Here is a 13603-nt window from a genome sequence, read left to right on the forward strand (position 1 = left end):
CCTGCTTTAAGAATGGTAAAAGCCCCTGCGATTTGCAAAGGCTTTTATTATTGATATTTGGACATTTAATGCGCAACAAAAAACCCGCCTCGCGGCAAGGCCACATCGGCACTGACATCACTCTTTGGCGCGATGAACATTCTGATACAAATCCCAGAGGTTAGCGTTGAGAATGACGCCGCCCCAGCCATCTCCCCGCTACTGCCGCCATCGTGGCGCACAGCAGGTAGTAAATCAGGCCGATGAACAGGAAGATCTCCGCCGGGTAGATTTGCACCCGATTATTCACCTGCCCGGCGACGGTGGTGAGTTCCGGCACGTTAACGATAAACGCCAACGACGTGTCTTTTAGCAGCGCAATGATCAAGCCGAGATAGGACGGCAGCAGGTTGGGCCACGCCTGCGGCAGCAGCAGAATGCGTAAAACCTGCCACTGGCTGAAACCCGAAGCCGTGCCCGCCTCGCTCTGGCCTGCGGGCAGTGACTCAATTCCGGCCAGCGTCGAGTGCATCACCGCCGCCGAGGTGAACCACGCCAGCGCCAGTATCACGGTCAGCGCGCCCGGCATTGAACTGCCAAACACCACCGGCAGTAGAAAGTAGAGCCAGAAAATCACAAAGATCAGTGGAATACCGCGAATAAACTCGGCCCAGACGAACAGCACGCGCCGCGTCCAGCCGCCAAACCGCCAGGCCAGCGCCGCCATTCCCACGCCCAGCACCAGCGCGATAGCGCCCGCCGAGATAGCCATAATTAAGGTCAGCAGCACGCCACCCGGCTCGCCGTCCGCCACCCGCCCCCACAGCAGGTAGGTGAAATTGTCATGCAGAACCGAATAATCAAACTCCACGCGGTGCTCCTTCAGCATTAGCCACGGCGGCAGGTTGCGGCTGGCGCTGCCCGGGCCGTTTTGGCCCTAAGATGACAAATAGCCAGCCCATCACTAAACCGAGCAGTAAATAGAGCGCGGTGCCGATGGCGAAGCCTTCCAGCGCGTGGGCGTTGTAACTTTCAATGCGGCTTATCTGGTAAGTCAGCTCCGAGAAGCCAATACCTGTGGCCAGCGACGACAGCTTCATTAGATTGAGATATTGGCCGGTGATCGGCTGCCACGCATTGGTCAGCCCCTGAGGCAACAGCACGTATCGCAGCAGCGCCCAGCGGGTAAATCCTTGAGAAACTGCCGCTTCTTGCTGCCCGGTGGACACCGAGTTCAGCCCGGCCTGCACCTCTTCCACAATAAAGGCCGCGCTAAACAGCGCCAGCCCCCAGGTGGCGCAGAGAAACTCCGGCGTCAACCACGCGATATTGACCGGTAAAGTGGCCCATGGGTGCTCGTCGCCAATGTAAAAACGCCACCCCTGCGGCAGCGCGCCATAGGCGGCAAAGTACCAAAACAGCAGTTGCACCAGCAGCGGCGTATTGCGAAATATCGACACATACACCGCCGCCACGCCCCTGCCCACGCGGCCCGGCGCAAGGCGCAGCACCAATAGCAGCAGGGTGAGCAGCGTCGCCAACAGGCTGGCGGCCAGCGTCACATATAAGGTGGTAAGAAAGCCGGAAATAATCCATTGCAGCGGCTGACCGGTCAGCACGCCCGCCCAGTCAAGGTGCCAGTTCATCAACCTTCCCCTCTTTGGCTAACTGTTCTTGCGCCGAGCGCAGCGGGAACAGCACCTTTTGCAGAAAACGCCGGGCGCGCGGATGCTGGGGCTGGGTGAAGAAGCTCTCCGGGTCGGCCTGCTCGAGGATTTGCCCGCCATCCATAAACACCACCCGGTCGGCAATTTCGCGGGCAAAGCTCATCTCGTGAGTCACCACAATCATGGTAATGCCGCTGTGCGCCAGCTCCTGCATCACCAGCAGCACTTCGCCAATCATCTCCGGGTCCAGCGCCGAAGTGGGTTCATCAAACAGAATAATATTGGGATCGGTGACCAGCGCGCGGGCGATAGCCACCCGCTGCTGTTGGCCGCCGGACAGCTGAGAGGGGAAATGATGAGCCCGGTCAGCCAGCCCAACTCTGACTAACAGCTCGCGCGCCTTGTGCCGCGCTGCCTCCTGCTTCCAGCCGTGGACCTTGGTCAGCGCCAGACTGACATTATCCAAGGCATCAAGATGGGCGTAGAGATTGAATTGCTGAAAAACAAAGCCAATATGGGTACGAAGCTGGCGCAGCGCTTTGCCGCTGAGGCCAGCCGTAGGGCGCTGATGAATGAAAATCTCGCCGCTGCTGAGGGTCTCCAGATGGTTGATCAGGCGGATCAGCGTCGACTTGCCCGAGCCGGACGGCCCGCAGACCGCCACCACTTCTCCCACCGCCACGCTCAAGTCCACCTGCTGGATAACCTGATGCGCGCCGAAAGATTTACTCACCTGTTTGAACTGCACCGCGACGGCTTTCTTGCCGCCCTCTGGAGACGAAAAAACCGCAGACGAGTCTGCGGTTGCTGAGGATGGTTGTTGCATAAACCCTGCCTGTCTAATTATTTTGCTTAGCTCTTGGCCTGAATCGTAAATAAGCGCGGCTGCGGCGATTTGGTCTGCGGGCCGAACCAGTTGTTATAAATGGTGGTCGCTTCGCCGGACTTCTCCAGACTCAGCAGTTCATCATTGACGGCTTTCAACAGGTTGGTTTCACCCTTTTTCACGCCGACGCCAATCTCCTCTTTACTGAGTAAATCCGGCAACACTTTGTATTTCGCCTTGTCCGGCGCGCCGTCGAGCAGCCCAGCCAGAATGGTGCTGTCCTGAGTAATAGCCTGAACGTTGCCATTGCGCAGAGCAGACAGCGCCAGCGGAATATCGTCATATGAGAGCACGCGAGATTTCGGGAATCGGTTATGCAACTCCTGCTCGCCGGTGGTGCCTTTCACCGCGCCAATGCGCGCCGTGGCGTACTCATCCAGCTTGTCCGGTGAACCAACGGGCACCAGGAACTGCTGCCCGGTGACGAAATAAGGGAGGGAGAAATCCACCACCTTGGCGCGTTCCGGCGTGATAGTAATGTCAGCCACGATGATGTCAGCCTTGCCCGATTGCAGCAGCGGAATGCGGTTTGCCGGGTTAGTCGCCACCAGTTGCAGCTTCACGCCCAGTGACTTGGCCAGCGCTTTGGCGAAATCCACGTCATAGCCGACAATGTCATGCGTTTTGGCATCAACTGAGCCGAACGGCGGGTTGGAGTCGAAGGTGGCGACCTTAATCACCCCGGCCTTTTTAATGTCCGACAGTTGATCGGCGTGGGCAGCAAAACTCGCCACGCCGCCGATTGAAAGTAAAATCCATGCTGCGAGTGACGCCTTACCAGAAACCAAACGAGCCATAGTTATTCCTTAATGATGAGTCAATGTTGCGGCAACCTGCGGCTGCTCATTTTTTTGCTGTTTTGCTGGTACTTGCGCGTAGCGGCTGGTCTTGAACGGCAGACCCAGTCGCTCGCGCAGAGTTTTGCTCTCCGTCGAGGGATGCCAGTAGCCGCGATCGGCCAGCACGGGCAGAACCAGACGAACGATGTCGTCCAGCGCCTCGGTCAAAACCGGGCCGCCGATAATAAAACCGTCAGCGCCGCCCTCTTCCACCCAGCGAATAAAGGTGTCAGCCACCTGCTCCGGTGTGCCGAAGAACTCGCCTTTCGGCAGCGTGGTCTGGAACGCCACGTCGCGCAGCGTCAGGTTTTTCTCTTTGGCTAAACGTTTAATCTGGTCGGTGGTGGAACGGAACGTGTTCTGCCCCAAGTCGCCAACGTCCGGGAAAGGCTCATCCAGCGGGTATTGGGAGAAGTCGTGGTGGTCGAAGAAGCGCCCCAGATAGGCCAGCGCGTCGTCCACTGAGATCAGGGAGAGCAGATATTGATATTTGGCCTCGGCTTCGGCTTCGGTCGCGCCGACAATCGGGCTGATGCCGGGGAAAATGCCCACCGGATGGCGGCCGTGCTTGGCGACCTGCGCCTGCAACTTGGTTGAATAATCCTGCGCTTCTTGCAGGGTGCGGGCGTTGGTGAAGACCGCGTCGGCCGATTTGCCCGCCAGCGCGATACCCGCTTCCGAAGCTCCGGCTTGGAAAATCACCGGCTGGCCCTGTGGCGAACGCTTGATGTTGAGTGGCCCTTCCACCGAGAAGAACTGCCCTTGGTGATTCAGCTTGTGCAGCTTGGCGGCGTCGAAAAACACCCCGCTTTCGCGGTCGCGGATAAAGGCATCGTCATCCCACGAGTCCCACAGCCCTTGCACCACGTTGATGTACTCTTCGGCGATTTGATAACGCAGTGAGTGCTCAGGGTGATCTTTACCAAAGTTCTTGGCGGAACCCGCCAGTGGCGAGGTCACTACGTTCCAGCCCGCCCGGCCATTGCTGATGTTATCGATGCTGGCTAACTGGCGCGCCACGGTGAAGGGGTCGCTGTAAGAGGTGGAAATGGTGCCCGCCAGCCCGATGCTGTGAGTCACGGATGCCAGCGCCGACAGCAGCGCCACCGGCTCAAAACGATTGAGGAAGTGCGGCAGTGATTTCTCATTGATGTGCAAACCGTCGGCGACAAACAGGAAATCGAAATTAGCGGCTTCGGCTTTCAGCGCCAACTCACGGAAATAGGGAAAATTGACGCTGGCATCGGCAGGGACTTTTTCGTGTCGCCATGAATTCATATGGCCGCCCGCGCCGTGCAACATCAGGCCTAATTTAATGCTTTTCTTGTTAGTCGCGTTAGCGTCAGCGGCTGATGAAGATGGAATGGATTGGCTCATAATTAGACTCCCAACTAAGGTCTGCGATGCAATATGAAAAGGCGATAGCAAAAGAATTCCACAGAAAGCATCGCGGCCTAAATATAAAAACCGTTCTTCTTATTTCGATAATTAGCTAATGGAATAAAAACCTAAAGAGAACCGAAAGGCATAACAGATAACCACTCGATATTTAGTAATTTGCCAATATGCGGTCAGGATTAATCAGGACATTAATTTCCCCGCCGCCATTATTCGCCGGCCAATACCATAAGGTTAAAATGATATGAGTCTTCATACTGCCGATGACACCCTCGACGCAGCATCACTCACTCCTTTAAAGCTTGAACAACAGTTGATCGACTGGCGCCGTGAATTGCATCAAAACCCGGAGTTGTCGAACCACGAATATGCCACTACCAAGCGAATTACCCATTGGTTGAACGCTGCGGGGATCCGCATCCTGAATCTCGGTTTAAAAACCGGCGTAGTGGCCGAGATTGGCCCGCAGGACGGCCCTTTGGTGGCGCTGCGCGGGGACATCGACGCCCTGCCGATTAATGAAATTTCCGGCGTGCCTTTCAGCTCGCAGCAGGCTGGAGTAATGCACGCCTGCGGCCATGACTTCCACACCTCGGTGATTCTGGGCGCGGCTTACCTGCTCAAAGCGCGGGAAGAGCAACTGCCGGGCCGCGTGCGGCTGTTCTTCCAGCCAGCCGAGGAGCGTTTCAACGGCGCGCTCCAGCTGATTGAAGCCGGCGCGCTGGACAATGTGGACGCCATTTTCGGCCTGCACAATGCGCCACAGCTGCCGGTCGGCACCTTCTCCACCAAAGGCGGCGCGTTCTACGCAAACGTCGACCGATTCCAAATCACCGTGACGGGCAAAGGCGCGCACGCCGCGCATCCCGAAGAAGGTGTCGATAGCATCGTCACCGCCAGCCACATCGTTACCGCGCTGCAAACCTTGGTCAGCCGCCACTTCAGCACCAAAGAGTCGGTGGTGGTCAGCGTGACCCGCATTGAGGGCGGCAATACCTGGAACGTGCTGCCGCAGGATGTTGACCTCGAAGGCACGGTGCGCACCCACAACGCCGAGATCCGCGAGCAGATCCCCGGCAAAATCCGTCAGGTGATTGAAGGCGTGGCGCAGGCGCTGGGCGCGAAGGCCGAACTGCACTGGTTCCCGGGGCCACCGGCGGTGGTCAATACGCCGCGCTGGGCCGAGTTTGCCAGTCAGGCGGCGCGGGAAGCAGGCTATAACGTTGAGCTGTCCGAGGCGCAAATGGGCGGTGAAGACTTCGCGCACTACCTGCATCACGTGCCCGGCGCCTTTGTCAGCATTGGCTCGGCCAGTGAGTTCGGCTTACATCACCCTAAATTTAATCCGAATGAAAAAGCCATATATCCGGCAGCGGTCTATTTCCAGCAATTAGCGGAAAAAGCATTGGCCAAACTGACAGAAAAATAACCTTTTCACTGCTAAGAATATTATCAGCCCGCCCGATTTAATGTCGGCCAGCGGGCCTTCTCCCTATCTTTCATCTCGGTTTTTTTATTTCTGCTTTATCAGTTTAGTTATTTAATTTTGTTGTTTTACATCCCACAGCCGCTCAGGAATAGTGAATTCGACACCTGCAAGGGTCTAATAAAAAATAATTAACCTAGATAGTTCGTGGTGCAGAAAGGTAGCCAACGCATCTACAACGCGAAATATGAGGGGTATGAGGGTAATAATGATGATCAGCACAAAATTAACCGCCGTGGCCGCTTTGGTTCTTTTTTCCTCCGTGGCTTATGCAGCACCGGGTATCGACTTAGTCGCCAATGAAACCCCTATCAATACGCCAAAAAGCCCTGAAGCCATCGCCAAAATCCCGGCAAACTTTAAGTTTGTCGAACCGGGCACCCTGACCGTTGCGCTGGCCGTGCTCGGCAGTGCCCCACCTTTTGGCCTTTATGCTCGTGACAATAAAACCGTGATTGGCAGCGAGGCCGACATTGCGCGTCTGGTTGCCGATGGCCTTGGCCTGAAGCTGAAAGTGGTGCCCGCCTCGTGGGAAGACTGGCCGCTCGGCGTGACGTCCGGCAAATACGATGCCGCTATCTACAACATTACGGTGACGAAAGATCGCAAAACTAAATTCGATTTCGCCACCTATCGACAAGATACGCTGGGCTTCTACGTGAAGACCGGCAGCAAAATTAAATCCATTACTTCAGCGCCGGATATTGCGGGTAAGAAAATCATCGTCGGCTCCGGCACCAATCAGGAAGCCGTCTTACTGGAGTGGGATAAGGAAAACCGCGCCAAGGGCCTCGCCCCGCTACAGCCTATTTATGTCACTGATGACGCAGCTTCGACGCTGGCTATCCAATCAGGCCGCGCCGACGCCACCTTCGGCCCGAACGTCACCGGGGCGTATAAATCCCTGTTAACTGGCAAAACCCAGTTAGTCGGCACCGTGCCGGGCGGCTGGCCGAAAACCGCCAACATCGCGGTGACGCTGAAAAAGGGTAATGGGCTGGTTGATGCCGTCCAAGCCTCGATTAACAGCGCCATCGCCAGTGGCAGTTACCTGAAAGTGTTAGACCGCTGGGGCGAGAGCGTCGAGAAGATCGATCACTCTGAAATCAACCCACCGGGCCTTGGTGATTAATTTTTCTCTTCAGCAGGAGCAGACCATGAGTCAGGACATTTTTATTCAAACCCTGCCGGACGACCCGCTGATTGCGCCCGTCATTGAAGGCTTATTTGGTGAATATCGCGCGCGTTATGGCGACTATTTTGGCCATCAGGAAGAAGAGCCGTTGAGCTACTACGCCCCGCCGGACGGGGTGTTTGTGGTGCTGTTGCGTAACGGTGTTCCCATTGCGATGGGGGCGTTTAAACGCTACGACCTGCAGACCGCCGAGCTAAAACGTATCTGGACCGACAAAACCTTGCGCCGCCAGGGATTGGCGAAAAAGGTGCTGGTTGAGTTGGAGCAACGCGCGCTGGAGCAAGGCTACAGCAAGCTGTTCCTCACTACCGGTTTCCGCCAGCCGGAGGCCGTGGGGTTATATCTGGCAAACGGCTATCAGCCGCAGTTTGATACTCGCGTGGACCCGGTGGTTTACTCCCTGCCGCCTTATGACGGTCGCTTACCCTTTACCAAAGCATTGCCCGTCGCCGTGGCTGCTGCCCCTGTTGCGGAGAAAGCCTATGAGTGACACATCGCTGCGACAGGCCGACCAGCCGCCTTTGAAAGTGGTCCCTGCCCGCTACCCGCTGCGCCTGATTGGCGCCATATTTTCGGTCTTTATTCTGCTGGTGATCGTCCAGTCGATTGCCACCAATCCGCGCTGGGAATGGGGCGTGTTTCGCCAGTGGTTCTTTGAACCCGCCATCCTGCAAGGCTTAGCCAAAACCCTGCTGCTCACCCTACTGGGCACGCTGTTTGGCATTATCTTTGGCACAGCGCTGGCGCTGGCCAGACTGTCCAAATCCTACTTACTGAATGGACTGGCGTGGGGCTATATCTGGCTATTCCGTTCACTGCCGATGTTGCTGGTGCTGATCATTCTCTACAACTTTTCCTATCTGTACGACAGCCTGTCGGTCGGCATTCCCTTTACCTCGATTGAGTTCTTCAGCCACCCAACCGTGGACCTGCTGGATCAGTTCTCCGTCGCCGTGCTGGGGCTTTCGCTGGTGCAGTCGGCCTACACCGCCGAGATTATTCGCGGTGGCATTTTGGGTGTCGAGCATGGTCAGCATGAGGCAGCCGCGGCACTGGGTTTGCCGGGCTATCGCCGCACCTTCCGCATCATATTGCCGCAGGCACTGCGGGCGATTATCCCTACCGGCTTTAATGAAGTGATCAGTCTCGCCAAGGGCACCTCGATTGTTTACGTGCTGTCGATGCCCGAGCTGTTTTACACCGTGCAGGTGATCTACAACCGCACCCAGCAGGTAATTCCCCTGCTGATGGTAGCGACCGTCTGGTATCTGGTTATCACTTCGGTGCTGTCGGTACTGCAATATTATGTTGAACGCTATTTCTCACGCGGAGCCGTGCGCGAGCTACGACCGACGCCAATCCAACGTTTCCGCCTGTGGGCGCGCGGCTAAGCCGCGAAGGAGTAAATGTATGTCTGAAGCTTTTGACCTGTTCGTTTCACGCCCAACGGCCAAAGCCGCCGAGCCGATATTGCTGCGCCAGCCGCAGCATCAGGCACCGGGCAGAATTGAAATCAGCCACCTGAGCAAACATTTTGGCGCACACAAGGCGCTGGATGACGTGAGCCTAAGCATTGAACCCGGCACCGTGACGGTGATCCTCGGGCCATCCGGCTCGGGGAAATCCACTCTGCTGCGCACCATTAATCATCTGGAACGCGTCAATGAGGGCACCATTCAGATTGATGGCGACTATGTTGGCTATCAGCGCAAAGGCGACAAGCTGTATGAGTTGAAAGAGCGGGCAATCCTCAAACAGCGGGTTAACGTCGGCTACGTCTTCCAGAACTTTAACCTTTTCCCGCACCTGTCGGTGCTGGATAACATCATTGAAGCCCCTATCGTTCACCGGCTGATGAACCGCAAACAGGCCATTGCCCGTGCTTATGAGCTGCTGGACACCGTCGGGCTGCGCGAAAAAGCTCAGGCTTACCCGCGCCATCTTTCCGGCGGGCAGCAGCAGCGCATTGCCATTGCCCGCGCGCTGGCTCTCAACCCAAAAGTGATGCTGTTTGACGAACCCACCTCGGCGCTGGACCCGGAGTTGGTCGGCGAAGTGCTCGACGTCATTAAAAAGCTAGCGCGTTCTGGCGTCACGCTGGTCGTCGTCACCCATGAAATCGGTTTCGCCCGTCAGGTGGCGGACCAGGTGGTGTTTATGGTGGATGGCAAAGTGGTGGAGAGCGGCTCTGCGTCGCAGGTTCTGGACAACCCGCGCCACGGCCGCACCCGCAGCTTCCTAGAAAAAGTGCTGTGAACCGGCCTCATTCTGCCGGTGCATCCGCCGCTACCAGCATTGTCGTAGTGCTTCCCAGCGCTAACAGCAATAGCAAGGCTGATGCACCGGCAAAGCCTTCCCCATTCGGATAACCCTGCAGTAAAAATACCGCCAGCCCGACCCCGACTGCTGCTCCCATCGCACGTAGCGGCAGGACGTAGGGCAGATAGACCTGCTGAGAGATCGCGGCGTTGGCCCCTTGCTTTAAAACCCATATCCGCAGCGCCAGCATAAAGAGGGTCAGCACCAGTGGAAATAAACCGGTTTCCAGCGTGGCCTGGTCGATGAAGAAGGCTTGGCTCACCAAGACGGTCAGAAAAAGCCCAGTGGCAATCCCCGCCGTTGAAAATACCTCAGCACCAAGCGCCCATGAGAAACCGTGCTGACGGCGCAAAGCCCTTGGCAGCCAAGGCCGCGCCCCATACTTCTCATTCAGAATCAATAGCCCCAACAGGATGGCGGCGATGCCGTTGATCAAATGAGTATTAGCATCCGCCACGCCGCGCTCCGACCAGCTAAGTAATGCCACCAGCAGGCTGACTGCGGTCAGACAGGCCAGTAAAGTCGACATCGCATGGCCCGCCGCCGAGCGCCCGACTGTCGCAAAAATCACCACCGCGCCCAGCAATAAATTGGCAGTAAACAGCTCTGCCCAGCCAACGAGAGAAAACAGCAGGCCCGAAACCAGCGCCTGAAGCGAAAACAGCAGAGCGAATAACTCAGCTTTATTGCCAGCCCGCAGCTGGCGTTGCTCGATACACAGAGTCATGAGAGAGCTTCCTTTGATTGAGAGGTATCAGCACTAGCATGAATTCACTTCATCTATACCGATATTGCAAAACAAGCTTACTCCGCTTATTTTGGGTCAATCAAAGTCATCATTTTCAGCCATGGATGAAAATAACTCATCATGAATGCAAACGTAAGAAAACCGCGCCTGCCGCCACTGGGTTCACTCAAAGCCTTCGACGTGGTGGCGACGCAGGGTAGCTTTAAACGCGCCGCCGAAGAGATTGGCGTGACCGCCACCGCCATTAGCCATCAAATCCGCGTTTTGGAAGAGTCCCTGTCCGCTCAGGTGTTTGAACGCAGCGCCCGCGAGGTGAAACTCACCGCCGTCGGCCAGATCCTGCGTCAGGCAACGCGTCAGGCATTTAGCACCCTGCAAGACGCGGTGAATGAAATTCACCACGCGCGCCAGCCCGCAGCCTTAACCCTCAGTACCACCTCGAACTTTTTGACACACTGGCTGGTACCACGCCTGGCTGATTTGAAAACCCATGCGCCGACGCTCGACCTGCGGCTTCATACCAGCATTGAACTGGTGGATTTAACCAAGAATACCGTGGACGTTGCTATTCGCTACAGCCAGCACGCCAGCGTTCAGCTCGACTCCACCCTGCTCTCCCATGACCGTTTTGTGTTGGTTGCCAGTCCTACGCTGGGATTAAAGCGGCTGGAAGATTTACTCACTGCCACGCTGTTCCATGTAGAAAATCGCATGATCCCGCAGCCCTCGCCGGACTGGGAGAATTGGCGCCAGCAGTTTGGCCCTGCCGGATTAAATATTGATGCCGGCCTGCGCTTTACCGATGAAACCCATGCCATTCAGGCGGCGATTGCCGGACAGGGCGTGGCCATCGTCAGCAGCCTGCTGGCTAAAGACTTTATCGAAAAAGGCATTTTGCAAGTGCCGTTTGAGCAGTGCCTGCCGGGCGCAAATTACTATTTTGTCACTTCAGCCGATAAAGCCGATCGTGACGACATTGTGGAATTAAAGCATTGGCTGCAAAGCAGAATGCCGCTGACAGCCGAGCACTAACGCGAGACACACGCCCTGTGCCACAAGATTGATGTCAAATTGTGTGCGAGCCGTTCCCAAGTCCAAAAGAGATGATTATCATTATCATCTTTCATTTTCGCTCTAGGGATTGTCATGTTCACTGGTTTACTTCGCCCCGCACGCCTTTTGGCGGTGGCCAGCTCGCTGCTGATTTCATTTATGGCGCAGGCCGCACCTTTCACCGTTACTGATATCGCCGGTCGCCAAGTGACCTTCGACCATACGCCGCAGCGCGTCATGCTGGCTGACTCGCGCGCCCTGATTGCCTTAAATATTTTGCACCCGGAAGATCCTTTGAAAAATATCGTTTCAATGGACAACTCGCTGCAAACCAAAGCCGCAGATATGAATCAGGCGTACCTGAAAAAATTCCCGAAAATGAAAGACATTCCCATTTTCGACAACCCATACGTGGCTGATTTCAGTGTCGAAAAAGCGGTGACTCTGAAGCCTGACTTGGTGATTTTCGATACCGGCCTGCTGAGCAAAATGACCGATAGCGGCACCCTCGCTTTACTGCAAAAACTCAATATTCCGGTGCTGTTTATCGACTTCCGCCAGCAGCCGCTGACTAATACCGTCGCCAGCATGCAGATGTTAGGTAAGGTGTTTGACCAAGAGAAAAACGCCCAAACCTTTGTTGATTTTTACCAACAGCGCCTGAATTTAATTCGCCAGCGGGTAGCCACGCTCAAGCCAGACCAGCGCCCGAGCGTCTTCATTGAGCGCCATGCAGGTTTGCACAGCGAACAGTGCTGCTCCACCTTTGGTAAAGGCAGCTTTGGTCAGTTTATTGACGAGGCCGGTGGTCAGAACATTGGCAGCAAACTGTTCCCGGCGATGGGTGGCGATATCAACGTTGAGCAGTTGATCAGCAGCAACCCGGATTACTACCTGATGACCGGCGCTGACTGGAGCCGCGGCAACAAACCTTCTGGCGCCGTGCCTTTCGGCTACAGCACCAATGAAGCGACCGTGCAGAAAAGCCTGAGCGCCTTGATGAGCCGCAATGGCATCAGCGTACTGAAATCCATTAAAGACAAGCAGGTTTTGGCGATGTACCACCAGTTCTATGACCTGCCTTTCAACGTGATTGCCGTCGAAGAGATTGCCAAGTTCCTGCACCCGGACTTGTTCAAAGATATCGACCCACTGGCCGATTTAAAGATGGCCCACGAGAAATTCACCTCGCTGGATTACAGCGGCGTGTTTTGGGCTACACCGCAGTAGTTCCTCTTCGCAGGGCGCCGCCACGCGCCCTGCCTTCCCTTAGCTCCTCGCCGTTTACATCAGCACCGAAAATCTAGCCTGCGGGTCAACATCCAGAGCCGTCAGTGTCTGATAAAGCTGATCGATACGTTCCCACAGAATCGAGTTCAACAACTCTTTCGCAATAGGATTGGCTAATTCGGTCATCGCAAAAACCAGTGCCCGACATTGTTCACACAGTTCAACCGCCGTCAGAGGCGTCGCATCGTAAAGCCCATCAAATGAATTAACTAAAGTAGCAACATTGTCCATTTTATATACCTTCCTGAAGAGTAATTATGGCCGACTCCTAAGCCCCTACGGCATAGGGAGACAGCTCAGACGGAGGTAGGAATACCGGTCCCAATTTCCGGTCAGCCCGAAGGCTGCCCCGTCTGAGCCACCATAGTTACATTTTTAAAATCAATGTAATACGCAGCGAAGACGTCACTACAATTGCTATTGGGGACTGCCTCAGGTTCCTACGCCCGACCACGGTTTTCACCGCAGCAAGGACAGCCTATTCCTTTTTTATTGGCTTATCAGAGGGAAAAATCATCTCTGCGAGGTGTCTTGGAAGGTTATTGTCGGGTTACATGAGCGACAAAATAAATTACGAGGTGCATTCCAGTTTTGGGGGGGCGGCGGCCCCTGACGCGCTTTTTTAATCTTTAAAGATTTGAATCTTTGAATCTTTAAATTCAAATACAAATTCAAAACCGTGGGCGTCGGCCCACACCGACCAAGGGAGGCGTAAACGCGCCTCCCTTGGAACCCTGCGTTTT

At 55.6% G+C, this 13603-nt stretch carries 14 protein-coding genes; 7 read left to right on the top strand and 7 right to left on the bottom strand.

The window, feature by feature from the left end:
• Positions 1-160 precede the first annotated feature (160 nt).
• Genes SBO83_RS19230 through SBO83_RS19250 form a run of 5 tightly spaced genes read right to left on the bottom strand, consistent with a single transcriptional unit; the run spans position 161 to position 4748 of the window.
• Positions 161-850, bottom strand: coding sequence for an ABC transporter permease subunit (locus tag SBO83_RS19230; RefSeq protein ID WP_396132606.1), 690 nt, complete (start codon positions 848-850; stop codon positions 161-163).
• Positions 840-1625, bottom strand: coding sequence for an ABC transporter permease subunit (locus tag SBO83_RS19235; protein ID WP_396132607.1), 786 nt, complete (start codon positions 1623-1625; stop codon positions 840-842). The genes SBO83_RS19230 and SBO83_RS19235 overlap by 11 nt, the downstream gene beginning before the upstream one ends.
• Complete coding sequence (locus tag SBO83_RS19240; protein WP_396132608.1) at positions 1609-2472, bottom strand: ATP-binding cassette domain-containing protein; 864 nt, start codon at positions 2470-2472, stop codon at positions 1609-1611. The genes SBO83_RS19235 and SBO83_RS19240 overlap by 17 nt, the downstream gene beginning before the upstream one ends.
• A 26-nt stretch (positions 2473-2498) precedes the next feature.
• Positions 2499-3329, bottom strand: coding sequence for an ABC transporter substrate-binding protein (locus SBO83_RS19245; protein ID WP_396132609.1), 831 nt, complete (start codon positions 3327-3329; stop codon positions 2499-2501).
• A gap of 9 nt (positions 3330-3338) precedes the next feature.
• On the bottom strand, positions 3339-4748 hold the full coding sequence (locus SBO83_RS19250; protein WP_396132610.1) for an NtaA/DmoA family FMN-dependent monooxygenase: 1410 nt from the start codon (positions 4746-4748) through the stop codon (positions 3339-3341).
• Between the two features lie 265 nt (positions 4749-5013).
• Between SBO83_RS19250 and SBO83_RS19255 the strand changes: the two genes are divergently transcribed.
• The 5 genes from SBO83_RS19255 to SBO83_RS19275 all read left to right on the top strand — a co-directional run bounded on the left by SBO83_RS19255 (position 5014) and on the right by SBO83_RS19275 (position 9706).
• Positions 5014-6198 (top strand): amidohydrolase, encoded by a 1185-nt coding sequence (locus tag SBO83_RS19255; protein WP_396132611.1) that lies wholly within the window; start codon positions 5014-5016, stop codon positions 6196-6198.
• Between the two features lie 265 nt (positions 6199-6463).
• Positions 6464-7387 (top strand): ABC transporter substrate-binding protein, encoded by a 924-nt coding sequence (locus SBO83_RS19260; RefSeq protein ID WP_396132612.1) that lies wholly within the window; start codon positions 6464-6466, stop codon positions 7385-7387.
• A 25-nt stretch (positions 7388-7412) separates the two neighbouring features.
• Positions 7413-7940 (top strand): GNAT family N-acetyltransferase, encoded by a 528-nt coding sequence (locus tag SBO83_RS19265; RefSeq protein WP_396132613.1) that lies wholly within the window; start codon positions 7413-7415, stop codon positions 7938-7940.
• Positions 7933-8841, top strand: a complete 909-nt coding sequence (locus SBO83_RS19270) for an amino acid ABC transporter permease (protein WP_034789407.1) — start codon at positions 7933-7935, stop codon at positions 8839-8841. The genes SBO83_RS19265 and SBO83_RS19270 overlap by 8 nt, the downstream gene beginning before the upstream one ends.
• 19 nt (positions 8842-8860) lie before the next feature.
• Positions 8861-9706 carry an ATP-binding cassette domain-containing protein gene (locus SBO83_RS19275; RefSeq protein ID WP_396132614.1) on the top strand — a complete coding sequence of 282 codons (846 nt, stop codon included), beginning with the start codon at positions 8861-8863 and terminating at the stop codon, positions 9704-9706.
• A gap of 7 nt (positions 9707-9713) precedes the next feature.
• Here SBO83_RS19275 and SBO83_RS19280 read toward each other — a convergent pair whose 3' ends face one another.
• Positions 9714-10496, bottom strand: coding sequence for a hypothetical protein (locus tag SBO83_RS19280; RefSeq protein WP_396132615.1), 783 nt, complete (start codon positions 10494-10496; stop codon positions 9714-9716).
• A 141-nt stretch (positions 10497-10637) separates the two neighbouring features.
• Between SBO83_RS19280 and SBO83_RS19285 the strand changes: the two genes are divergently transcribed.
• Together SBO83_RS19285 and SBO83_RS19290 are read left to right on the top strand one after the other, a co-directional pair.
• The gene (locus SBO83_RS19285; RefSeq protein WP_396132616.1) at positions 10638-11549 is read left to right on the top strand and encodes a LysR substrate-binding domain-containing protein; all 912 of its coding nucleotides are present in this window, start codon (positions 10638-10640) and stop codon (positions 11547-11549) included.
• Between the two features lie 180 nt (positions 11550-11729).
• On the top strand, positions 11730-12800 hold the full coding sequence (locus SBO83_RS19290; RefSeq protein WP_396132622.1) for an ABC transporter substrate-binding protein: 1071 nt from the start codon (positions 11730-11732) through the stop codon (positions 12798-12800).
• Between the two features lie 54 nt (positions 12801-12854).
• Here SBO83_RS19290 and SBO83_RS19295 read toward each other — a convergent pair whose 3' ends face one another.
• A complete protein-coding gene (locus SBO83_RS19295; protein WP_353501634.1) occupies positions 12855-13091 on the bottom strand; it encodes a hypothetical protein in 237 nt (78 codons plus the stop codon).
• Between the last annotated feature and the right edge of the window lie 512 nt (positions 13092-13603).

This window comes from Ewingella allii (genome assembly GCF_044430645.1).
Lineage (GTDB): Bacteria > Pseudomonadota > Gammaproteobacteria > Enterobacterales > Enterobacteriaceae > Ewingella > Ewingella allii.

Coding starts and splice junctions, on each gene's coding strand:
- SBO83_RS19235 (WP_396132607.1), bottom strand. CDS start 1,625: ATGAACTGGCACCTTGACTGGGCGGGCGTGCTGACCGGTCAGCCGCTG.
- SBO83_RS19240 (WP_396132608.1), bottom strand. CDS start 2,472: ATGCAACAACCATCCTCAGCAACCGCAGACTCGTCTGCGGTTTTTTCG.
- SBO83_RS19245 (WP_396132609.1), bottom strand. CDS start 3,329: ATGGCTCGTTTGGTTTCTGGTAAGGCGTCACTCGCAGCATGGATTTTA.
- SBO83_RS19250 (WP_396132610.1), bottom strand. CDS start 4,748: ATGAGCCAATCCATTCCATCTTCATCAGCCGCTGACGCTAACGCGACT.
- SBO83_RS19255 (WP_396132611.1), top strand. CDS start 5,014: ATGAGTCTTCATACTGCCGATGACACCCTCGACGCAGCATCACTCACT.
- SBO83_RS19260 (WP_396132612.1), top strand. CDS start 6,464: ATGATGATCAGCACAAAATTAACCGCCGTGGCCGCTTTGGTTCTTTTT.
- SBO83_RS19265 (WP_396132613.1), top strand. CDS start 7,413: ATGAGTCAGGACATTTTTATTCAAACCCTGCCGGACGACCCGCTGATT.
- SBO83_RS19270 (WP_034789407.1), top strand. CDS start 7,933: ATGAGTGACACATCGCTGCGACAGGCCGACCAGCCGCCTTTGAAAGTG.
- SBO83_RS19275 (WP_396132614.1), top strand. CDS start 8,861: ATGTCTGAAGCTTTTGACCTGTTCGTTTCACGCCCAACGGCCAAAGCC.
- SBO83_RS19280 (WP_396132615.1), bottom strand. CDS start 10,496: ATGACTCTGTGTATCGAGCAACGCCAGCTGCGGGCTGGCAATAAAGCT.
- SBO83_RS19285 (WP_396132616.1), top strand. CDS start 10,638: ATGAATGCAAACGTAAGAAAACCGCGCCTGCCGCCACTGGGTTCACTC.
- SBO83_RS19290 (WP_396132622.1), top strand. CDS start 11,730: ATGGCGCAGGCCGCACCTTTCACCGTTACTGATATCGCCGGTCGCCAA.
- SBO83_RS19295 (WP_353501634.1), bottom strand. CDS start 13,091: ATGGACAATGTTGCTACTTTAGTTAATTCATTTGATGGGCTTTACGAT.